Genomic DNA, 20,996 nt, shown 5'->3' with positions numbered 1-20,996 from the left:
CTCCATCGGCCTACGGCACGGCACCACCCGGAGTGTAGGCAAGGACTGCCTCAATGGGGGAAGGCGAGGCTGGCGCGCACGGACGATCGTTGCCTGGTCGCCGCGCACGAGGTGTGGCGACGTATCGCGGCGGGCAATGGCCCGCCTTCCGCTTCAGGAGGAGCCCGATGAATGAGCTCGACGCACCGCGCGCCCCGACCAAAGGCAGCATCGCCGCACCGCGCAAGTCCGACATCCCCGAAGCACCGAGTCGTCTCGAGCCTGCGACGCAGCGATTCATCGATGGCCTCGTAGGAGTGCCGCCGCTTTACACGCTGAGTCCGCAAGCCGCGCATCAGGCGCTCACCGATCTGCAATCACAGCCCATTCCACTGCGTCCAGCGGATATCACCGACATGGAATGGCCGGTCGGTCCCACCGGATCGACGCGCGTACGCATCGTGCGCCCCGCGGGCGTAACGACGACGCTGCCCGTTCTCATGTACTTCCACGGTGGAGGCTGGGTGCTGGGCGACACGGTTTCGCATGACCGCCTCGTGCGCGAGCTGGCCGAAGGGGTACAGGCGGCGGTCGTGTTCGTGGACTACATCAATTCTCCGGCAGCGAAGTATCCGACGCAGAATGAGCAGGCATACGCGGCGATGGTGTACGCCGTGGAGCACGCGCAGGAGTTGAAGCTTGACGCGTCGCGGCTGGCGGTGGCCGGTGATAGCGTGGGCGGCAACATGTCCGCCGTGATCACGCTACTCGCCAAGGAGCGGGGCGGTCCGACGATCTCGCAGCAGGTGCTGCTGTATCCGCTGCTGGACTACCTGTCGTATGACAGCTCGTACCAGAAGTTCGGCGAGGGTCCCTGGCTCATTGCGAAGACCATGCGGTGGATGTTCGACCTGATGGACATGGACGGGACCGAGGATCACCACGCCTATCCGCTGCGTGCGACGGTGGACCAGCTGCGCGGTTTGCCGGAGGCGCTGATCGTCACCGACGACGACATCCTCCAGGATGAGGGTGAGGCATATGCGTCGAAGCTCGGCGCGGCCGGCGTGCGGGTGACCTCGGTGCGCTACAACCAGACGGTGCACGACTTCGCCATGCTCAATCCGCTCGCAGACACGCCGGCGACGCGCAGCGTCGTCCGCCTGGTCGTCGCGACGCTGCGCGACGCGCTCTATCCACATACCTGACTTCCCGCGAGGAACTGACCATGCGTACCCGACTACTCCACCCGCTCGTCGCCCAGTTCGCCTGCGCTTGTCTTGCTCTGGCAGGCGCGCAGGCGCAGGTGCCTCAGGCCACACGCGCGAAAACTGGAACCTCCGCCATCCGGAACATCATCCTCGTTCACGGCGCCTACGCCGATGGCTCGAGCTACGCCAAGGTGATTCCGTTGCTGCGTGCACGCGGGCTTCGGGTCACGGCCGTGCAGAACCCTTTGACGTCTCTCGCCAACGACGTGGCCGCGACGCGGCGTGCCATCGCGCGGCAGGATGGGCCCGTGATTCTCGTCGGGCACTCGTCTGCTGGCGTCGTCATCACGCAGGCTGGTGCCGACCCCAAGGTGGTGGGTCTGGTATACATCTCCGCGATCATCCCCGACGCCGGACAGTCTGCCCTCGATGCGATCAGCGGATACCCGCCCACGCCGGGCGGGGCGCAGCAACCCAAGGATGCTTCAGGATATCTTACAATCACGCATCAGGGTGTCATCGAGGACTTCGTTCCGGACATCCCGATGGCGGAGCGCGAACTCGTGTACGAAACGCAGGGCGACTGGTACTCGGGATTTCTCAACGAGAAGGTGACCGCCGCCGCGTGGAGGACGAAGCCGTCGTGGGTCATCATCCCGGATGATCGCATGGTCCCGCCGCAGCACCAGCGCGACGCGGCGCGGCGCATGCAGGCCAAGACGACGAAGCTCAAGTCCGGCCACGTGCCGATGTTGTCGCAGCCACAGCGAGTGGCCGATGTGATTCTGGACGCGGCTGCTAACGCGAGTCGACGCACGGTCGCGGCGAACCTGAGCCGTTGATACCGGGGAGAAGTCGTGTCACCAGAAATTGCATGCGACCGTCGTCAGTTCATCGTGACAGCTGTCGCGGGAGTCGTCGCGGCGGAATCTGCACACTCGTCGGAGTCATTCGCCTCCGTCGAGCGCAGTACACGCGACGCCGCACCGACTCTGCAACGCGTCAGGACTACCGTGCTCGATGTCGCCTTTGAGGAGTCCGGCCCGCCCGACGGCATTCCTGTCATTTTGCTGCACGGGTTTCCCTACTCCACCGCGAGCTTTCAGGTGGTCGCGGCGCGGTTGGCGGAGCGCGGCTGTCGAGTGATCGTACCGGAGCTGCGGGGCCACGGTGAGACGCGGTTCCTCGCAGCGAGCATACCACGCTCCGGGCAGCAGGCGGCCATCGGGGCTGATGTGACAGAGCTGCTGGACGCGTTGCGCATCGATCGCGCTGTCCTCGCCGGTTTTGATTGGGGTGGTCGCGCGGCGTGTGTCGCGGCAGCGCTATTCCCGCGTCGAGTGACGGGGCTTGTTTCCGTGAATGGCTATCTCATTCAGGATATCGCCGGAGCAGCGGCTCCACTGTCGCCGACGGTCGAATCGAGTCTGTGGTACCAGTTCTACTTCACGACTCCGCGCGGACGGGCCGGACTTCAGGCGAATCGCCGAGCACTCGCGGAAACACTGTGGCGCCGCAATTCACCCACCTGGGTGTTCAGCGACAAGACACTCGACAGGCATGCCGCGGCGTTCGAAAATCCGGACTACGTGGATGTTGTGATCCACTCATACCGTCACCGTCTTGGACTGGCTGACGGCTATTCGGCGTACGCAAGTCTCGAGAAGCAGCTCACGTCGCTTCCGCAGATTTCCGTACCGACGATCACCATGGATGGCGACGCTGACGGGGTCGTGCCGGCGACCGACGGCTCCGCGCAGGCGAAGCACTTCACCGGTCGGCGATGGCACCGCGTCGTGCGCGGCGTCGGCCACAACCTGCCGGAAGAAGCCCCGGACGACTTCGCCGCAGCCGTGTGGGACATCGCGTCCGTGTATCGCTGATGGCCATTGGGACGCCAACCACCCTCACTTTTTCTGGACGCATCATGCACCGACCTCTTCGCCTTCTCACCGCCATGGCCATGACTGTTTCAATAGGCGCCACCCCGAGTCTGTCTTCGGCGCAGGCGGCAAGCGCCCGTGACATCAAGGGCCCGTCCCCGCTCGTCGCGATCACCAACGAACCGGCGCCGAAGCTGATCGTTGATCCGCCGCTCTCCGCGCAACTCAAGCGTGGGCTGGTATTCATCCAGTACCGTGCGGAACACGCGCGCATCGTGCCGGTGTTCGGCGCCGGTGCGCTCGACGTTTCGCCGCGCGTCGCGCACGTGCACATCACCGTCGATGACCTGCCGTGGCATTTCGTAGATGCGAGCGGTGAGACGGTCATCCTCGTCGGCCTGCTACCCGGCCCGCACCGGGTGCTGTTCGAACTCGCCGATCCGACGCATCGCGTCATCACCAGCAAAACGGTGTCGTTCACCGTTCCCGTTTCCGCGCCGCCGACGGTGTTCCTGCCGACTGCCGAGAAGCACGACAGCACTGCGCATCCAGAACTTCGATAACGCACTCTCCGGCCACCTCGACATCTCCCTGTAGGCAATCTTGTCACCGGCGCTCAGCGTCACGGGCTGACCGAACTTAGTCGAAAAAGGCGTGAGACACCGCCCAAGTGTCTTCGTAAAGATGCATGAGCACCAGGCGACCGGCACTTGCCCGCAGGTGAATCGCCACCGGCGTCTCGAACCGACGTCCGGTATTATCGGCGGTGTGGACAAAAGACGCGAAGATCACAGCGTCGTCGCCGTTGATGATCGACTGCTCGAGCGTCGCCGTACTTGCACCAGCCCTGAAGTGAGGCCACATGGTGTTCAGAAACGCGGTGACATCCGAGCCGCGTGAGCGCCTGCCGGTCCAGGCAAGCGCGGGATTGCCGCCAACATACCAGTCGACACGATCGGCGAAGAGCGCGCCCGCGCCTTCGGCGTCACGATTTCCTACACACTGCAGGAACTGTTCGGCGAGTGCACCGATGCTGCTGGTCGTGTCAGTCACGTTGAATCTCCTATCTGTGATTGGATGCCGGTCTGAATGAGACGCTGCGTTGGTGTTCAAACCTCAAACGTCGTAGCGTCACGGCGCGGTTCACAATTCCAGGGTCACGCGATCACCAACGCGTATGTTGCCGGGCCGCAAGACTCGCGCATTGAGGGCAATACGCCCCCCGAATCGCCGCCCGATATCCCGCAGTACCTCGGGATCGCGCGTGATCGTATCGGGGTCGACCGTGGTGATCGGGCAGCGCGCGCGGAGGGAGTCGAGCTCGATGATCACGTCGCCGATCTGCAGTTCGGCGCCTTCCCAGGTCCGCTCCGCCAACCCCGTGACGCCACCGATCAGGATGTTGGGGCGCAGTCGACGCACGTCACGCCCGAATGCGGCGACGGCTCCGTCAGTAGCGACGAGGAGTGGCAAGATGTCGAAGCGGTCGATGCCGTGATACTCTACCAGTTCCGCATCACTTCCTGCGACCTCTTGCACCGCCGCAAGCGCCGCCGCGCTGTTCCACGGGTTGCCGTCAATGCGTGGCCGACCGTCGGCATCGAGTGACCCGTGCAGACCGAGGAGCTTGTACTGACGTCGCGCGGTCCTCACGCCCTCCGGCCCATAGACCTGGATCACACGGTCGCCGGGAATACCGTCAGAGCTCACGTGGGTGGTGTGCAGCGACTCGCCAGCCAACGTCTTCACCGGATAACGCCAGATACCGGCGACATGCAACACCATGTGGGCCACTCCTTCCAGGGATTCCTTGCATCACGCATGTAGTCTGACAAAGCGCCGTGCGCAGATAGTTGCCGATTCCAATTCGCACAGGCAATACCTCTTCGGCCATAGCTTCGTGCGCTCTCCGCGGCTCGGCCGCTCAGCGCGGGGCGTTACGCACGGACATGAAGCCGAATCGTCGTCCCCGCACCCGGTGAGCTTGCGATGCTGAGCGTGGCGCCAATCGCTAATGCGCGCTCGCGCATACCCACCAAGCCCCAGTGTCGTCTTCTATCTCCGTCATCGCGGTCATCGCGCGCGTCGAACCCAGCTCCGTTGTCGTGTACAGTAACGACGAGGCCATTGCGCGAATACGCGCAGCTCAACGTCAGGTTACGACATCCGGAATGGTTCCGCGCGTTGTTCAACGCTTCGGATGCGATACGAATGATCTCGGTCTCCACCTCGGGCGCGTATCGTACTGGTGTACCGGTGTGTCGCGCCTCGACGCGCACCGCTACGTCGGCAAATAGGCGCTGGGCTACGTTCGCCAGATACGACCACAACGGGACTACGTCGCCGGCCGTCACGCGCATCGCCGTCACCGCTTCCCGTGTTTCGTCGAGTGTGCGGTGCGCCTGATCGCGAAGCTCCGGGAGGACGGCAGTGGCGAGCTGCGGTGACGTGACGGCCTGCGCCGTGACCGCGTCGAGGCGCATGGCAATACCAGCCATGTCGCTCAGCAACGTGTCGTGCAGTTCGCGCGCCACGCGCACGCGCTCGGCGATGACCGCCTGTGACGTCATCTCGGCGCGCCGGCGCCGTACGCGCCCAACCGATACCGCTGCCCACGCACCTGCGCCCGCAATGCCGGTCGCCCACAACGCCGCCGCCCACCACGTCTGATACCACGCGGGCAACACCCGCATCTCGAGTGTCGCCTCCTTCGCGCTGGGCACGCCATCCTCGTTCCATGCACGGACGCGAAACCGGTAGTGATTGGGGCGCAGTTGCGTGTAAGTCGCCTCACGCGGCAGACTGCCCTCTACCCATCCGCTGTCCGCGCCGTCGAGACGATATTGCACGCGAACACGCTCGGGCATGCGCAGGGTCGCCGCCGTGAAATGGATCGTGAGTCGGTGCGGATTCGCCGCGAGTCTGAGCAAATCGCCGCGGGGGACGACGCGACCGTCGATCTCGACTTCCTCGACGTGAACAGGCGGTGGCGCGCTGTTCGTGGGCACGTGCCGTGGATCGACCACGGCGAGTCCCGCCGGTGTGCTCACCCAAATACGTCCGTCGGGCGCACGCGCCATGAGCATTCGCCCGTACGGCGGCAGCTGCGGGGCCACGAGACCGTCTGGCACCCCGAACATTTGCGGGCGTGGCGCCGAGCCATGGTGATCGGCGGCGGCATGCAGTGCCGCCAAGGGAAAACGACCCACGCCCGTTCCGCTGCCGAACCACAACGCACCACCGGAGACCAGCATCTCGGCGTCGTGCCCACTCAAACCGGCCGGCAATGTACCCAGCGGTACTTCCGTCGCGTGGCCGGCCGCGACCCTGATCAGAGCCGGGGGGGCTGTGCGGACGACACCCCACAGCGAATCGACCCCCTCAACCGCGAATGTGTCCAGGGGCCGCTGAAGCGGCGTGAGTGCGTCCAGCGGTTGCAGGCTTCCATCGGCACGCGCGGAGAACGCGGTCGGTCGTTCAGGGTCGGCCATCGCCACGAAGCGACCTCCTTCGCCGGCCAGAAATCGGGCAGACACCAGCGGCTTCCCATCCGGTGCCGAAACGGCGTGATAACCCGTCCCGTCGAGACGCCCTCCGCCCTTGCCGTTGACGCCTACCCAGACGGCGCCAGTGGCATCCTCGGCGGCGCTCCAAAGGCGAATCGCCGGCATGCCATCGGATACACCGTATGTGCGTACGCGCTGCGGGTTGCCGCGTATAAGTCCGCCGTCGGCCGGTGCGACGTAGGCCGCATCACGGCCGATGCGCAGCAGCTGCAGCTGCATGCCGCGCGGCAGCGAAATACGTTGGGCCTTCATCGGCCCGGGTAGATTGGACACCGCGCCGCCCGAGAGTCGGAAAAGATCGTCGTCCCTACTACTCACCCAGATCGCGCCTGACGCGTCCGCACCGATCTCGTACGGCACATCCAACGGCAGCCCGTCGCGCGGCCCAAGCGTCACGAAGGCCGAACGTCGGAACCGCTCGATACCGAGGTCGGTCGAGGCCCACAGCGTGCCATCTGGATCCACGTGAAGGTCGTGCGCCACCGATCCAGCGGGGTCTCCTCCCGTCCCCGCCCTGGTTTCCCATCGACCTCCACGCCATCGCAGCACGCCGCGGCCGCGCGTGCCGACGTACACGTCGCCCTGGGTCAGGCGCTCATCCGCAGGCAGCGCGACGACATCCGATATTCCGACGGGCGGCCCTCCGTTCTTGACGCCCCCCGGAGACCATAGACCGTCTCGCAGCAAATACAGGCCGGATTGTCCTGCGGACGCTTGCACCCACACGGTGCCATCGCGGGTCTGCAAGTACGGAAAGAGATTGCTCGACGGCGGACTTTGCGGTGTGAGCGTAGGCGGGGGATATTCGCGGATGCCGGCAGGCGTGACGTGCCACAGTCCTTGGCGACGCGTACCCACCCACATGCCGCTGCCGGTATCTGCGATGACGTTGAAGATCCCGGTGTCCGGGACCCCGACAGGCCAACGACCAGCGACTAATCGGCGGCCATCCCACTGCATCATCTCCTGGCGACGGGCGGAGTCCCGACGAACCCATATCGTCCCGGCACCATCCTGGAACAGCAGGCGATATCGGATGGGTGGGGGCGACGTCAGCACTTCGCGAAAGACGCCGTCGGCGTAGGTGACGACACCGCCGTCCGGGCGCATGATCCAGAGACGACCGGCACGATCCACGAACTTCGGAACGAACGCCCCGTCCCCACGCTCACTGTTCCGCAATGCAGGCACGTGCTGCCCGTTGAGCATGGCGAAGCGTACCCCGTCGAAGCGGACGAGAGCGGTGTCTGCTGAAATCCAGAGATACCCATCCGACGTTCGGGCAAAGCGCGCCAGATCGCTGACGGGGACGTCAGGACCGAGCCGCCAGACGGTATGATGGGCATGCCAGAAACCCGGCGTCGACAGTGGCATGCGACGCTCGCTGTCGACTTGCGCATGCGCCCGTGCTGGCACGAGGCTCAGGCACAGCAGCAATGCCGCGCGCCTCGCGGGTGGACCGCTCATTTCGCCTCCTGCAAGGGCCTGTGACCCGCACGAACGCGCGCCACTTGGTAATGCACGTTCACGCCGGCGTACGCCTGATTCTACGCCGTCGGTTCATTCAGCGCATGCCGGTCATCGATCGCCCACGCTCTTTGGCTGCACGTCCGAGCACGGATGCGAAGTGCTCTGCATCGGTCCAGTCGCCGTCGTAACGCTCTCCGTTCACGAAGAACGACGGTGTTCCGTTCACGCCGCTCCGCACTCCGCCCCTGAAGTCCTCACGTACACGATCCAGGTGTGCTTGGTTCGCGAGGTCTCGGACAACAAGTGCACCATCGACCCCAACCGCCTCGGCATACGCCGCGAGACGCTCGTCGGCGAGGGAGGTTGGGGAATCCTGCTGGTGCTCGAACAGTGCGTCGTGCATTCGCCAAAATGCATCCTCGCCACCGTGGACCGCCACACACTCCGCCGCTTCCGCCGCGTGCAGTGCGAAGGGGTGGACCTGCGCCAACGGGAAGTTCCGGAACACGACCCGCAAGTGCTCTCCGAAACGACGCTGCATCTCCTTGACGACAGGGTGTGCCCGCGCGCAGTGCGGACATTCGTAGTCGCCATACTCGACGAGCGTGACGAGCGCGTCGGCCACTCCGAGCTGATGGTCACGTGAAGTGACGAGCGGTGTGAGGCTCATACGATCGCCTCCCGCACGTGCCGATCGGTCTCGGCTGGCATCAGCGGGATCCGCGCCACGATCTGCTCGAGCGCGGTGAGAATTCCGTCGGCGCCAGGATTTTCGTTGACCGGGGCGACATGACGCCAGCGAACCTCACCCGCAGCGTCGATCACGAACAGCGCGCGCTCACTGGTGCCGTCCTCTGCGCGAAACACTCCGTATGCTCGCGCGACTTCACCCTTCGGCTCAAAGTCAGCCAGCAGTGGAAATCGGATGCGACGCTCACCCGCATACGCTCCGTGGCACCATGCACCATCGACGGAGACGCCGAGCAGTACGGTCCCGAGTTGCTCGAATTCCGGAAGTACTTCGTTCAGCAGAGTGAGCTGGTCTCCGCACACCGGGCTCCAGTCCGCTGGGTAGAACACCAACACCACTGGACGACCGCGGAGACTCGATAGTCGTAGACTACGCTGCGGTGTCATCCGCAGCTCGAAGTCCGGGGCGGACGCTCCCACGTTGGGAACAGGCGATGAGAGCAGTAGCATGGCAGTCTTGCGCTCGGGTTCACGTGGACGCGTGGTGTGACGGACGGTGAATCATCGCGCAGGACGGCGCCAATCGCATGACCCGTCCTGATGATCAACGGCTACCTCCAAGGATGTAGATCGCAGTCGCCCAGCCAGATACCCGAGACACCAGCACGCGCCTCAGCGACCTAGCTCGCCGGCGGGAGCAAGCGACCGCGCGACACTTGCAGCAATGTTCGAAGTGCAAGCGCTGCGATGACAATATTCGCGACTGTGAAGAGTGCGATGGACAACACTTCGAGTTCCACCGCGCCGCGTGCCACGACGCGGATAGCCCCCTGTGCCAACGCCGTCACACCGAAACTGAACGCCCAGAATCCAAGCGTGAAGGGTTGCGTACGAAGCCGCGCGGCGATCCTCAACAGCACACCAGCTTGCAGCAGGCCGTAGCCAAGGAGCGCCAGTGCAAACAGATCTGGTGGTCCACGAGTGATGCCGAGATACGCGACGCATCCCACCGTGGGTGGCGCGAGCTGAATCCCCAGCGTAGGCAGCAGCGCAGGCGAAAGCGGCTCGTGAACGAGTAGCCGATGCAGGATGATCGACTCGAGCGCGAGCCAGGAAAAAAAGCCAGCGCCGAGCGCCAGCGCGGCAAGTGTCGTGTGCCCGAGCGTGCCGGCGACTGTGCCCAGCACGAGGCTCCCGGCCACCGTCGGAAGATAGAGGACCGGTGTGGTGGCCAGCGGATCACGCCCTCCGTCCCATAACCCGCCGGTACGCCAAACCGCAAAGCCAACCTGACTCACGGCGCCCACCGCGAACAGCACGCGCGCGACAACGTCGTTGTACGGGCGAACGGCGAGTGCGACGAGCATCGTCGCGACCGGTCCAAGCGCGATGAAACAGCATTGCACGGGATGTCGCCACTCGGTGAGTGCGGCATCTCGCGCGACGATCCACTTGCCCGCGTAGAGCGCTGCGATCATCAGCCAGACGAGCACGGCGGCGGCCATGATCGCCTCACCGACGAATGACGGCAGCCCCCAGAGTTCGGACGCCGCGCGCCAATCACCGCCCAGGCCTGCCACGCCGAGAGCAACGGCAAAGAAACTCGCTGGGGTCCGGGCAGCGATCTGCTCAATCGCGCCAAGCCGCGCCACGTGGGCCGACGCTGCGGTCATGCACGAACACCCACGGCGAAGGCAGGTGGCGCATCAGGCGCCGGAGGAGTGAAGGAAGACCGCCCGATGCCCGGCGCGCTCACCGCGCCGCCGCTTTCACCGGGCGCGCGAACCGCCATCACGTCCGAGCGCGCGGATCGACAAGCCGTATCCCAGCGTTGCTTTACCCACACCGATGAAGTGACTGCGCCGGCGTACGGGATACTTCATTCCTCTGCGATGCGCGCGGCGAAGTGCACGAGCCGCCGCGTCTGATGCCGAATGGCCTCCTGCACGGCATCGGGGATTGCTTGTCCGTTCGCCGTGACCGTGACGCCGTATGGGTTGCCGCCGGCCGCATAGGTGGAGGGGTCGGTGTAGCCAGGCGGCACAATCACGCAGCCCCAGTGTGCGAAGGTGGCGTTCAACGATTGCACGGTCATTTCCTGGCCGCCGTGCACGTTCTGCGCGCTCGCCATCGCGGAGGCTGCCTTGTTCGCCAGCTTTCCCGCTGCCCACAGCGGGCCGGTCTGGTCGAGGAATGCGCGCAGTTGACTGGCGACCGCACCGTAGCGCGTCGGTCCACTGATCATGTACGCGTTCGCCCACTCGAGGTCATCGAGCGTTGCGGGCTGCACATGTGCCGTGCGCTCGGCGTGAGCGCGCCACGCATCCTGCCCATTCACGATCGCATCCGGCGCTGTCTCCGGCGCCTTCCGAAGTCGCACGTCTGCACCGGCATCACGGGCGGCGTTTGACGCCACTTCCGCCATGCGATGATTGGTGCCGTAGGTGCTGTAGTAGACAATGGCGAGTCGAACGTTTGGCATCGCTGCGAACTCCAGGCATGAGTGGTAGAGGTGTACTGCATCGTACGCCTCGCATGCCACCGCGCGCCTCCCCAAGATGGATGAACTCCGCGTACCTCCATTGGACGATTTCCTCGCACCACGCGCCGGTCGCACAGGAGCGAAGTGGAACGAACAGCCTCACATTGTCAGTCGTCGAGATGGATGATGCCGCGCTGCAGCGCGAGCGTCACGGCTTCCGTGCGGTCGTCGACCGTTAGTTTCGCGAAGATGTTCTTGACGTGGACCTTCACTGTGCCAGTGGTCCGCCCGATAACGCGGGCAATGTCGTCGTTGCGAAGGCCCTTGGCGACGAGTCGAAGTACCTCCACCTCACGCGCACTCAGGTCCCTGCGCGGCGTGAATTCAGCGAGCGCGCGAGCGACGTCACCCGAGAGCACGCGTCGGCCGGCAGCGGCGGTTCGAATTGCTCCGACCAATTCGGTGGCGGGAGCGCCCTTCAGCAGATAGCCACACGCTCCTGCGCTGAGCGCCCGATGGATGTCCATGTCACCCTCGTACATCGTCAGCGCAATGATCCGCGCCGTCGGGTCCTCGGAACGAATGGCGCGGATCGCCGCAACACCGTCCAGGTTCGGCATGCGGAGATCCATGAGGACTACGTCGGGCCGGAGCTCGAGGTAGCGAGCGAGTGCTTCATTTCCGTCGCGGGCACCACCCACGACCTCGAGATCGGCTTCGGTCGCGAGTATGGCATCGACGCCGGCTCTCACCACGGCGTGGTCGTCCACGGTCAACACTCGAATCGTCATGCTACAAAGAGGTATCACCCAAGGATCGGCGGCAATACCTCCTTTGGCGTACTCGTCGGCTGAGTTCGCCGTGACCACGGTTGCCAGCTTCGGCGCTGTGCGCGACGTGCGGCTGCACGACGCGTTCGGCCAGCACGTCGACATTCGCTCAGACCGAGTCCAACACGGGAACCAACAACTCATACCACTCGCTGAAGGCAGACCCGCGTGCCGTCCAATGCGACGACTTTGCCTTCATGGCCGGACCAATGGGTGTGCCTCTCGGGCATCGAGGAGCTCGCACACCGTGCGGCGTGCGGGGGCGGTAGGGGTTTCAGCGTGACGTGTACTTCCTTCTCCGTTCCGTAGCGCGATATCGAAGTGATGAAGTCGACCGAGCGCGGGTGGACTCGAACGAATAGTGGCCGTTTCGAAGCATGGCTTCAGCCGTGCGGGGCGCCAAGGAAAGACCGCTTGGCACGGATTCCACTTTCCAAACCGAAGCCAGTCGCTGGGTGCGCAAGCCGTGTTGGATGGTCGGACAACGGCACGCGGATTCGTACGGAACGCCGCGGTTGTATTGGGCTTCGTCTGCGAAGTCGTGTGATTGCGTGCGTTTCGTCGCCTGGTCGGACATATGCAATCGTGCAGTGCATTCTCGGCCTAACCGAATATGCATCCGGCGCGTCCCAATGATGCGAGGCGTCCAATAAGCGCTTCGGCGTCACTGAATTCTTGTTGCGCCCGCCAAGAGGTTCTCATGGGTGAGGCGTCGCTTGACCTGGAACCGGAATTGCTCGATCTTCGCAATATTGCCTCTGGCACGTGCGAGCTCGATCTGGATAGTCCGCAAAAGCCGTCTGCATACTTCGCGCGCAGCGATCGATTATCGCGAGATCATCTCCCGATGCGACCATGCCAATGATCCGCGCTCAGAGCGGCTTGGAATTCTTTATGCACTGTCCGTTCAAGATACGTTGGCGCGTGGCGCTTTTGCTGCTCGGTACCAGCAGCGCGCTCCCAGGCATCGCGACGCACGCACAGGCACTTCAACCCAATCTTTCGCAGCTCTCTCACCGCACGTGGACCGCGCGAGACGGTGCGCCGACGGGCACAACCGCACTTGTGCAGACGCGCGATGGATTTCTCTGGCTCGGAGGTGGGGGCGGGCTCTTTCGCTTCGATGGCATCCGCTTCGAAAGGTATGCGCCGCCGACCGGTCAGACGATGCCGTCTAATGCGGTGAACATACTATACGCTTCGCCCGACGGCGCGCTCTGGATTGGATATACCTACGGTGGTATCAGCGTCATCCGAGACGGGCGCATCGCGTCGTACAGCATTCGCGACGGACTTCCCGGAGGCACAGTCACCGCCTTCGCATACGATTCGACACGCACAATGTGGGCGTCGACAAGTCGGGGGCTTGCGCGACTCATTGGTGCAACGTGGCAAGTTGCTGGTGAACAAATTGGCTACGCGGGTGGCTTCACCAATGACCTGACTGTCGATCGTCGTGGTGATTTGTGGGTAGACGGGTCGGCGGGCGTTTTTGTGCTTCCGCGTGGAACGACGCGGTTCGCGTGGCGCGCGCCACCACTCGCCGCAAGCGAGAGCGAAGTCGGGACTGGTGGAGTGCGCGCTGCGCCGAACGGCGAAGTATGGGTGGTGTCGCAAATGCGGGGCATCTCGCGGATAGCCGACACAGCCGGGAGGGCGGTGAATGACGCGCCGTACTTTTCTCGCGACCGCGGAGCCGCGCGCGGTTGGTCTTCAATGCTCATCGACAGGCAGGCGCGTGCGTGGGGGTTCTTCACAACGGGTCGCCTCGTTCGCGTGTCGCTTGCCGATGTCGACCGCGCGCCGAGTGTCGCTGCGGTATCGGATACCCTCGCGTTTTCACCGCTGAGCGGAACCAGCGGGAGTTACGTGTTCTCGGTGCTGGAAGACCGGGAGGGAACCATCTGGGTCGCGACAGAAGGAGGACTGGACCAGTTTCGCGTTCCTAAAGTGACACCCACGTCATGGCCTTCGTCATCAGAGATACCGACGATCGCCGCTGCAGACTCCGGCGCACTCTGGGTGGGCAGTCGGTCCAGTTTGCTCACGCGAGTCGATGGTTCCGGTGGAGCGACAGAGGTGGCCCCGCGCGGAATCATGAGGCTGCGTCGTGACCTCAGAGGCAGTCTCTGGGTCGCTGGCTTCTCGCGATTGTGGCACGGGGGCGATGGATCGCTGGCCCCGCTCATGTTGGCCGACGGACTCAAGGGCGCCACGATCCTCGACGTGGTCCGCGACACGAGCGGGACGATCTGGGCGTTGGCTGAGCGCCGTGGTCTTTTCAGGACGACCGTAACAGGTTGGGAGCGCTATGGTCCGTCGGAGCGGATCGTCGCCACCATCCAGGCCGATAGCTCCGGCCAGGTCTGGCTCGGATGTGCCGATGGTCGCGTCGTGCGCGTCGGAGAGGGCGGCGAGAGGGAGTATGGCCCCGCTGACGTGGGCGTCGGCGGCGTACGCACACTTGTCGTTCAGGGCCGGCGCGTCTGGGCCGGCGGCGAGCTCGGCGCTGCCCTGCTGGATGATTTCGCCAACGTACGCGCCCGGTTCTCACCGATCGTGACACGCGAGGGAGCCTTTCGTGGCGTCAGTGGCATCGTACCGACTGCTACTGCAGTCTGGCTGAGCGGAGCCGATGGTGTTGTTCGGCTGAGCCCGGACGAGGTGCGCCGCGTGCTACGAGAGCCCGGTTACGCAATGCGCGCCGAGCATTTCGACGCGCGGGACGGAGTCGATCGCGGATCTTTTTTCGGCGTCGCGCCGACAGCGATCCTCGGGACGGATGGGCGAATCTGGTTCTCGTGGATGGGCGGCTTCGGCTTCATTGATCCGGCGAATATCCGTCGCAATGTCGTGCCCCCGCCCGTCATGGTGCGCGCGCTAGCGGCCGGTGGACGGACGTACACTAATTCGAGCCGCGTGAAACTCCCCGAGCGCACGAGCGCGCTCAGCATCTCCTACACCGCGCTGTCGATGGCAGTGCCGGAGCGCGTGCAGTTCCGTTATCGGCTCGTTGGTCTCGACACGATGTGGCAGGACGCCGGGCCGCGGCGCGAAGCGTTTTACACGAACCTGAGGCCAGGCGCGTACCGTTTCGAGGTGACCGCGGCGAACGACGACGGTCTGTGGAGCGTGACGCCCGCAGCCATGGACGTTCTGATCCCGCCGGCGTTCGCAGAGACCACTGCGTTCAAGGGGCTCTGCGCCGTGGCGACTGTCGGCGCGGTCTGGCTCCTGATTCTGTGGCGCCAGCGGCGACTAGCAGCCGGAATGCGTGCGCGATTTGACGCTACGCTCGCCGAACGCACGCGCGTCGCCCGCGAGTTGCACGACACCTTGCTCTCCGAAGTCGCCGGTGTCCGGATGCAGCTGGACGCGGTCGTGAGGACCGCCGGGTCGACGGGGATAGGCCCTACCCTCGCAGCGATCCGCGATCAGACGAGTCACGTGCTGGTGAACGCGCGGCAAGCGGTGGTAGAGATGCGAACGTCAGTGGAAGAGGCGCAGCCGATCGACGAGCAGCTGGCCAAGGCTGCTCGTCGGGTCTTTGCGGCTTCGGAAGTGGACGTGCGCGTGAGCTGGACGGGCGCGCGACGCCGATACCCAGTGAGCCTCGAGGTTGAGGCGCTGCAGATTGGCCTCGAGGCACTGACCAATGCGCGCAACCACGCGGCGTGTGGTTGCGTGGAGGTGAAGTGCGCGTATAGCAGGCGCGCGCTGCTTCTGGAGGTGAGTGACGACGGGCAGGGGTTCGACGTGAAACAGGCGGCGGCAAACGGCCACTTCGGGCTTGTCGGCATGCGCGAGCGCGCGGGCGCAATCGGCGCACGGCTTACCATCGAGAGCGCGCCTGGGCGGGGCGTACGGGTCCAGCTGGCTATCCCCACTGCGCCCCCTGGGTAAAATGCCCAATGGCAAATTGCCGACACGCCTCCTGGTCGCGCTTTCGCCCACATGGCAACTCGCATCCTGACTGCGGACGACCACTTGCTGGTGCGGGAGGGGCTCGCTTCACGCGTCGGGGCTGAGCCGAGCATTGGAGTTGTCTGCGAAGCGCGCGACCGTTGCGAGGCCGTCGAGAAGTTCGCCGCCCTCACTCCCGACGCCATGTAGATGGATCTTCGCATTCTCGGTTTAGATGTCATGGCCGCAACGTGCGGCGTCACGGCGCGCGAGCGAACATGGCAAGATCGTCGTTCTCCTGATTTACGTCGGAGATGTCGATATCGATCGCGCAGTGGTCGCCGGCTCCATTGGACGCGCCCTCGGGAGGGTGCCCACGCCGGAAGTGCTTCAGGCGAGCCGAAACCCCGCCGCGGATCGACGCGCTCGACTCACTGCCGTCGCGCGCGCTCCGCGAGTTCACGCTGCGCGCTTGGCTGACCACACGCGATGTGAAGGATGCGCCGGCTCGTCGCGAAAGGCCTTTTGAACGTACAGGTGGCGCGGCTCAGCGCGCGAACCACCAGGACGGTGAAGGTCCACCGCAAAACGATTGGAGTAGAAGACTAGACCGAAGCCGTCACCTTGGCTCTCCCGCTGGGCTATCTCCGTCACGATAAGCATTTCGACGACGATTCTACAGCAAGGCCGAGCGCCAGTGAGGACCCACGCTGCGATCACTGCGACGAACAAGACTTGACACCCGGCCGGAAACTGGTCGGCGGCGCAGACACTGCAACTACGAAGTGAACCGTTTGCGTGATGATAACGTGGTGGATAGCGTCCGCGCGTGCGAAGAGCACCTTGTACGGACCTCGCGGCCGGCCGACCAGAGAAGCGGCCTCGCCGCTCGCGCCGACAAACTGCACGGCAAGTCGTCGACGGTGATATGCACCTGCCCGATTCGGGGCGAGACGCTTAACGCACCGACACCGAAAGCCAGCACAACTTGCAGGTGCTCTTTGCGGTTTTGAGTGAGAACGGCCCTCGACATGAGGGTTCTGCGATCGGCGCGTCGACGATCAAGCGGGGAGGTGCTACGTCGGGAATCAAAACGAGTGGTTACGGCACGCGCTCATCGCACGCGCACATCTTCTGCGCCTCATCGGACGGCGCTCGCCGCATCACAGCGGAATGTGGGCGATCTGTTGAGGGACGAATGTGCGAGAGCAGTTCGACCCATTGCACCAGACGTCTGAGTATTCATGCTCCCAGCGTTTACCGCGCCTCAATCGGTGATGTTGTACGTCGCGCGTATTGCCGATGCCGGTACTCGTGCCGAGCGTGGGCGCCTGCGGCGGCGGTAGCTGACGCGCGAAACGTCATCAGACAGAACGGCGCAGCCCGCCGGTCTACGGAAGCGGTGGCGCAACTGCGCGGGACATACCGCATACGGATGTCCTCGCTTAGCACGCTGGCGCTCCGACACAAAGGATTTGACGCGCAAGCCGTGACGATGAATCATATAAAAAGCCGGATTTCGGATTGAATCGGACCAGCCCGGATTCGACTCACCATCACGAAACCGCGCTTTGCACAGTTTTAGCGACCCCTCACTTGCTGCCGAGGTCTCCAGAACTCAACGCGGACTTAGCCACCGATGGATCAGTCTTACGCACGCTCGAAAGTGCCGATGTCGGTGCCGAACATCGCCGTGCCTCCGTTGCGCACTCGGCTGTCCCGCACCGGCGAGCCCGCCGGATTTGGCGGCGTGGTCGCGGCGGCCGCTTGGCACCGTCGTGCTGAAGCCACCCGACACGATCACGAACTCCGCGCACTCACGGACAACGCCCCCGATGTCATTATCCGGTTCGATCGGGAGCTGCGTATCCGCTACGTGAATCGCATTGTGGAGCAGTACACTGGCCTCTCGCCAGCGATGCTCCTGGGCCGACGCGTTGGCCAGCTTGGTCTATCCGAGCAGAACGTTCGCGAGTGGGAGCAGGGCCTTGCCGATGTTCTCCGCACCGGCATAGCAGGATCTATGGAATTTACCTTCGCCTCGCCCTCCGGGCCGAGGCATTTCGAGTCACGCTTCGTGCCAGAATGGAGTCGCGATGGCACGATGCAGTTTCTGCTCGGCATCACGCGAGATGTCACCGAACGGCGACAGGCGGAAGACGCATTCCGACGCAGTGAGGCATTTCTGGCTGTAGGACAGCGTATCACCCGGACCGGCAGCTGGAGCCGAAACCGGCTAACGGGGGCAGTGACCTGGTCCGACGAGCACTACCGGATCTTCGAGGTCGAGCCCGCGTCCACACGCCCTTGGTCGGCAGACGCCGTGCGAGAGATCTTCCGTGATCGTGTACATCCCGCGGACCGCGCACTCGTTGAAGATGCCATCGGCCTCGCCATCCGCGACATGACTCCGCTGTCGCTGGAATACCGGCTCCTGCTGCGCGATGGGTCCGTAAAGCACTTACGCAGCGAGGGTGGGCAGGTAAGCGGGGACGAGTACATCGGCACGACCATGGACGTCACGGCGGAACGACATGCTCAGGAGGAATTGCGACGGAGCGAGGCATACCTCGCCGAAGCGCAGCGACTGAGCCACACGGGAAGCTGGGCATGGAAGATCCCTGGAAGGGAGATCTTCTGGTCGCGAGAGATGTTTTGCATTTACGGATTCGATCCGGCAGACGGAACGCCGTCTTACGAGGCAGTACTTGGGCGCGCGCACCCTGACGACGCCTCAATCGTACACCAGGCATTACTTCTCGCGTTCTCCGCAGGCACAGAGCTCCGGCTGCTCACGCGCATCCTCGTTCCCGGCGAACGGATGAAGTGGGTGGAGACCTATGGTCACCCCGTGCGCGACGAAGACGGGAGACTCGTAGAATTCGTCGGGACCGTAGTGGATGTCACCGAGCGTCGCGTCGCCGATCGCCGTCTCCGCCGCTCGAGAAAGGCTCGCTACGAGGCAGTGATCGCGGAGCGCACCCGAATCGCGCGCGACTTGCACGACGGACTGCTTCAGGACTTCACCGGTGTTGCACTGCAACTCGAAGCTCTGGCTCTGCACGCACGTGCGGTGCCAACGCTGTCTGCCCGCTTTCAGGAACTTTTGCAGATGACGCAGCACGTCGGCCGCAAGGCGCGCTTGGCGCTACACGGGATGCGCAGCCATCGCGCGTATGCAGATCTGGTCGCGGCCGTACACGACGCGGCGCAGCGCTTGTCCGCACCGGCGGAGCTCGCGCTGCATATGCGGGTATCCGGGCAGCCGCGACTCGTCCCGGAGCACGTCCGAGACGCCGCGGTGTCGATAGTCGCGGAGGCGATGACCAATGTGGTGAAGCACGCGCGAGCGGGGACCATCAGGCTATCCGTCGCGTTTGGTGAAACGCATCTACGCCTTTCACTTCGCGACGACGGCTGTGGCCTGTCGGTGCCTGGCGAATCGAGAGAACGCGCACGTCACTTCGGACTTGTCGGTATGCGCGAGCGAGCCGCGACAATCGGGGCAGCGTTTTCGACGTCGAGCGCACCGGGACGCGGAACCAAGATCAGCATTGAAGTGCCTCTTCGCCGGGAGCAGACCGCGCCTTGACGTACTGAGCTGGATTCGTGCGCTCACTGACGCTCAGCGTCTCATGAATGACGCTGCTGTCCGACACTCGATGACAGCACCACCCGGCCCCCGGCGTGCTGTCAACGAGGCGCAAGACTCAAGAGCGGAGTGCGGTCTTGAGAGCCGTGATGGCCTGCTGGATGGCGCCCCGCGCGGCCGGCGTGTCTGACAGCGGGTTGAGCATGGCGAAATCGTGCACCGTGCCGTTGTAGCGCACGGTGGTGACGCGTGCCCCGCCCTGTGCGAGCTTGTGCGCGTACGTTTCGCCCTCGTCCTGCAGGATGTCGTCGTCCGTGATGAGGAGTGCGTCCGGCAACCCGCTCAGCTGCTCGACGGTTGCGCGTAGCGGGAACGCATGATAATCCTCCGTGCCGTCGAGCCCCTGTAAGTCGAACATCCACTTCATCGTCTGTCGGGTGAGCCACGGGCCATCCGCGTACTTCTTGTACGACTCGGTTGCACCCAGGTAGTCGACCAGCGGGTAGAACAGCACTTGATAGGCGATCTTTGGCCCTCTTCGCTCCTTGGCCATCAGCGTCACGACTGCAGACATATTGCCACCGACGCTGTCGCCAGCGATCGCAAGCCGAGAGGGGTCCACGTTGAGCTCCTTCGCGTGCTCGACGGCGTACAGCATCGCCGCGTAGGCCTGCTCGTTTTGAGTCGGGTACTTGGCCTCGGGCGAGTTGATGTAGTCCACGAATACCACCGTGGCGCGAACGCCCTCGGCGAGTTCGCGCACAAGCCGGTCGTGCGTGACCTTGTCGCCCAGCACCCAGCCACCGCCGTGGAAATACATCAGCAGTGGCAGTGTGTCCTTCACGCCACGTGGACGGACGATCCGGATGCGCGTCGTCCCCGTCGGGCCTACCGGCCACGTGGTGTCCTCGATATCAGCGGGACGGAGCGGCACCGGCTTTGACTGCAGGTCGGTGAGCACGGCGTGCGCGCGCTCCGGCGTGAGCGTCGAGAGCGATGGTGCACCGGCGAGTCCGGCGATGAATTTCTGGGTGACGGGTTCGAGTCGCATGGGGGCGGGAGGCAGAGGGGTGAGTGACACGGGCGTCGAAGCCGACGCCTGTGCGGGCACGATTGCCGACACGATCGGCAGTGCCGTGATTGCAGCGGCGACCTTCAGCGCGTCTCGCCGGCTCTGCATCGGATTGAACTCATTGGTGGTCTCGGTGGGATCGGTCACACGCTGAATGTCGTCCACGCTGTGCATGGCACTCCTCCGGGTCGTTGATGCGGGCGCAGGCCCATTGACGGCCGCGCACCCTGCGTGGCCTCGCGGTAATCATTGCCGCGGACTACCGACGCGCGCGTCGCCCGTGCGGGAGGTCATCGACTTCACCTTTTGTGAAGCCGT

Annotated in this window: 17 protein-coding genes and 1 pseudogene; 8 read left to right on the top strand and 10 right to left on the bottom strand. The window is 64.4% G+C overall.

Annotation, left to right across the window (positions count from 1 at the left end):
• Window positions 1-167: 167 nt before the first annotated feature.
• The 4 genes from HKW67_RS00325 (at window position 168) to HKW67_RS00310 (ending at window position 3,636) form a co-directional block, all read left to right on the top strand.
• Window positions 168-1,187, top strand: coding sequence for an alpha/beta hydrolase (locus HKW67_RS00325; RefSeq protein WP_171223492.1), 1,020 nt, complete (start codon window positions 168-170; stop codon window positions 1,185-1,187).
• 20 nt (window positions 1,188-1,207) lie between these two features.
• On the top strand, window positions 1,208-2,032 hold the full coding sequence (locus tag HKW67_RS00320) for an alpha/beta fold hydrolase (RefSeq protein WP_171223491.1): 825 nt from the start codon (window positions 1,208-1,210) through the stop codon (window positions 2,030-2,032).
• 171 nt (window positions 2,033-2,203) lie between these two features.
• On the top strand, window positions 2,204-3,073 hold the full coding sequence (locus HKW67_RS00315) for an alpha/beta fold hydrolase (protein WP_206044552.1): 870 nt from the start codon (window positions 2,204-2,206) through the stop codon (window positions 3,071-3,073).
• A 44-nt stretch (window positions 3,074-3,117) separates the two neighbouring features.
• Complete coding sequence (locus HKW67_RS00310; protein WP_206044551.1) at window positions 3,118-3,636, top strand: DUF6130 family protein; 519 nt, start codon at window positions 3,118-3,120, stop codon at window positions 3,634-3,636.
• A gap of 76 nt (window positions 3,637-3,712) precedes the next feature.
• On the opposite strand, the gene HKW67_RS00305 is transcribed toward HKW67_RS00310, so the two are convergent.
• From HKW67_RS00305 to HKW67_RS00270, 8 genes are all read right to left on the bottom strand, one after another.
• On the bottom strand, window positions 3,713-4,126 hold the full coding sequence (locus HKW67_RS00305) for a nuclear transport factor 2 family protein (RefSeq protein ID WP_171223489.1): 414 nt from the start codon (window positions 4,124-4,126) through the stop codon (window positions 3,713-3,715).
• Between the two features lie 90 nt (window positions 4,127-4,216).
• Window positions 4,217-4,858, bottom strand: a complete 642-nt coding sequence (locus HKW67_RS00300; protein WP_171223488.1) for an MOSC domain-containing protein — start codon at window positions 4,856-4,858, stop codon at window positions 4,217-4,219.
• 152 nt (window positions 4,859-5,010) lie between these two features.
• A complete protein-coding gene (locus HKW67_RS00295) occupies window positions 5,011-8,106 on the bottom strand; it encodes a sensor histidine kinase (protein ID WP_171223487.1) in 3,096 nt (1,031 codons plus the stop codon).
• 97 nt (window positions 8,107-8,203) lie between these two features.
• The gene (locus tag HKW67_RS00290; protein WP_171223486.1) at window positions 8,204-8,779 is read right to left on the bottom strand and encodes a DsbA family protein; all 576 of its coding nucleotides are present in this window, start codon (window positions 8,777-8,779) and stop codon (window positions 8,204-8,206) included.
• A complete protein-coding gene (locus tag HKW67_RS00285) occupies window positions 8,776-9,309 on the bottom strand; it encodes a redoxin domain-containing protein (protein WP_171223485.1) in 534 nt (177 codons plus the stop codon). Before HKW67_RS00285 ends, HKW67_RS00290 begins: the two co-directional genes overlap by 4 nt.
• 170 nt (window positions 9,310-9,479) lie before the next feature.
• Window positions 9,480-10,472, bottom strand: a complete 993-nt coding sequence (tehA, locus tag HKW67_RS00280) for a dicarboxylate transporter/tellurite-resistance protein TehA (protein ID WP_171223484.1) — start codon at window positions 10,470-10,472, stop codon at window positions 9,480-9,482.
• A 206-nt stretch (window positions 10,473-10,678) separates the two neighbouring features.
• On the bottom strand, window positions 10,679-11,281 hold the full coding sequence (gene wrbA / locus HKW67_RS00275) for an NAD(P)H:quinone oxidoreductase (protein WP_171223483.1): 603 nt from the start codon (window positions 11,279-11,281) through the stop codon (window positions 10,679-10,681).
• Between the two features lie 167 nt (window positions 11,282-11,448).
• Window positions 11,449-12,072, bottom strand: a complete 624-nt coding sequence (locus HKW67_RS00270; protein ID WP_171223482.1) for a response regulator — start codon at window positions 12,070-12,072, stop codon at window positions 11,449-11,451.
• 894 nt (window positions 12,073-12,966) lie between these two features.
• Between HKW67_RS00270 and HKW67_RS22720 the strand changes: the two are divergent.
• The 3 genes and pseudogenes from HKW67_RS22720 to HKW67_RS00260 all read left to right on the top strand — a co-directional run.
• Window positions 12,967-14,028 (top strand): annotated as a pseudogene (locus tag HKW67_RS22720) (two-component regulator propeller domain-containing protein); the annotation flags it as partial.
• 180 nt (window positions 14,029-14,208) lie between these two features.
• Entirely contained in the window at window positions 14,209-16,014 is a 1,806-nt protein-coding gene (locus HKW67_RS00265; protein ID WP_230981089.1) for a sensor histidine kinase, read from the top strand.
• A 51-nt stretch (window positions 16,015-16,065) separates the two neighbouring features.
• The gene (locus HKW67_RS00260; RefSeq protein ID WP_171223480.1) at window positions 16,066-16,224 is read left to right on the top strand and encodes a helix-turn-helix domain-containing protein; all 159 of its coding nucleotides are present in this window, start codon (window positions 16,066-16,068) and stop codon (window positions 16,222-16,224) included.
• 568 nt (window positions 16,225-16,792) lie between these two features.
• Here HKW67_RS00260 and HKW67_RS22615 read toward each other — a convergent pair.
• Complete coding sequence (locus HKW67_RS22615) at window positions 16,793-17,047, bottom strand: DUF6130 family protein (RefSeq protein WP_343212867.1); 255 nt, start codon at window positions 17,045-17,047, stop codon at window positions 16,793-16,795.
• A 606-nt stretch (window positions 17,048-17,653) separates the two neighbouring features.
• On the opposite strand from HKW67_RS22615, the gene HKW67_RS00255 reads away from it, so the two are divergent.
• The gene (locus HKW67_RS00255; RefSeq protein ID WP_171223479.1) at window positions 17,654-19,606 is read left to right on the top strand and encodes a PAS domain-containing sensor histidine kinase; all 1,953 of its coding nucleotides are present in this window, start codon (window positions 17,654-17,656) and stop codon (window positions 19,604-19,606) included.
• A gap of 118 nt (window positions 19,607-19,724) precedes the next feature.
• Here HKW67_RS00255 and HKW67_RS00250 read toward each other — a convergent pair whose 3' ends face one another.
• Window positions 19,725-20,852 carry an alpha/beta hydrolase gene (locus tag HKW67_RS00250; RefSeq protein ID WP_206044550.1) on the bottom strand — a complete coding sequence of 376 codons (1,128 nt, stop codon included), beginning with the start codon at window positions 20,850-20,852 and terminating at the stop codon, window positions 19,725-19,727.
• Window positions 20,853-20,996 lie beyond the last annotated feature (144 nt).

This window comes from Gemmatimonas groenlandica (assembly GCF_013004105.1).
GTDB classification, from domain to species: domain Bacteria; phylum Gemmatimonadota; class Gemmatimonadetes; order Gemmatimonadales; family Gemmatimonadaceae; genus Gemmatimonas; species Gemmatimonas groenlandica.
This window is presented reverse-complemented; position numbering and strand designations above follow the sequence as displayed.

What these genes read in the sequence shown, in the direction of transcription:
- HKW67_RS00325 (WP_171223492.1), top strand. Translation starts at nt 168, where the DNA reads ATGAATGAGCTCGACGCACCGCGCGCCCCGACCAAAGGCAGCATCGCC.
- tehA (WP_171223484.1), bottom strand. Translation starts at nt 10,472, where the DNA reads ATGACCGCAGCGTCGGCCCACGTGGCGCGGCTTGGCGCGATTGAGCAG.
- HKW67_RS00300 (WP_171223488.1), bottom strand. Translation starts at nt 4,858, where the DNA reads ATGGTGTTGCATGTCGCCGGTATCTGGCGTTATCCGGTGAAGACGTTG.
- HKW67_RS00250 (WP_206044550.1), bottom strand. Translation starts at nt 20,852, where the DNA reads ATGCACAGCGTGGACGACATTCAGCGTGTGACCGATCCCACCGAGACC.
- wrbA (WP_171223483.1), bottom strand. Translation starts at nt 11,281, where the DNA reads ATGCCAAACGTTCGACTCGCCATTGTCTACTACAGCACCTACGGCACC.
- HKW67_RS00265 (WP_230981089.1), top strand. Translation starts at nt 14,209, where the DNA reads ATGAGGCTGCGTCGTGACCTCAGAGGCAGTCTCTGGGTCGCTGGCTTC.
- HKW67_RS22615 (WP_343212867.1), bottom strand. Translation starts at nt 17,047, where the DNA reads ATGTCGAGGGCCGTTCTCACTCAAAACCGCAAAGAGCACCTGCAAGTT.
- HKW67_RS00260 (WP_171223480.1), top strand. Translation starts at nt 16,066, where the DNA reads ATGGCAACTCGCATCCTGACTGCGGACGACCACTTGCTGGTGCGGGAG.
- HKW67_RS00320 (WP_171223491.1), top strand. Translation starts at nt 1,208, where the DNA reads ATGCGTACCCGACTACTCCACCCGCTCGTCGCCCAGTTCGCCTGCGCT.
- HKW67_RS00255 (WP_171223479.1), top strand. Translation starts at nt 17,654, where the DNA reads ATGGATCAGTCTTACGCACGCTCGAAAGTGCCGATGTCGGTGCCGAAC.
- HKW67_RS00295 (WP_171223487.1), bottom strand. Translation starts at nt 8,106, where the DNA reads ATGAGCGGTCCACCCGCGAGGCGCGCGGCATTGCTGCTGTGCCTGAGC.
- HKW67_RS00310 (WP_206044551.1), top strand. Translation starts at nt 3,118, where the DNA reads ATGCACCGACCTCTTCGCCTTCTCACCGCCATGGCCATGACTGTTTCA.
- HKW67_RS00290 (WP_171223486.1), bottom strand. Translation starts at nt 8,779, where the DNA reads ATGAGCCTCACACCGCTCGTCACTTCACGTGACCATCAGCTCGGAGTG.
- HKW67_RS00270 (WP_171223482.1), bottom strand. Translation starts at nt 12,072, where the DNA reads ATGACGATTCGAGTGTTGACCGTGGACGACCACGCCGTGGTGAGAGCC.
- HKW67_RS00285 (WP_171223485.1), bottom strand. Translation starts at nt 9,309, where the DNA reads ATGCTACTGCTCTCATCGCCTGTTCCCAACGTGGGAGCGTCCGCCCCG.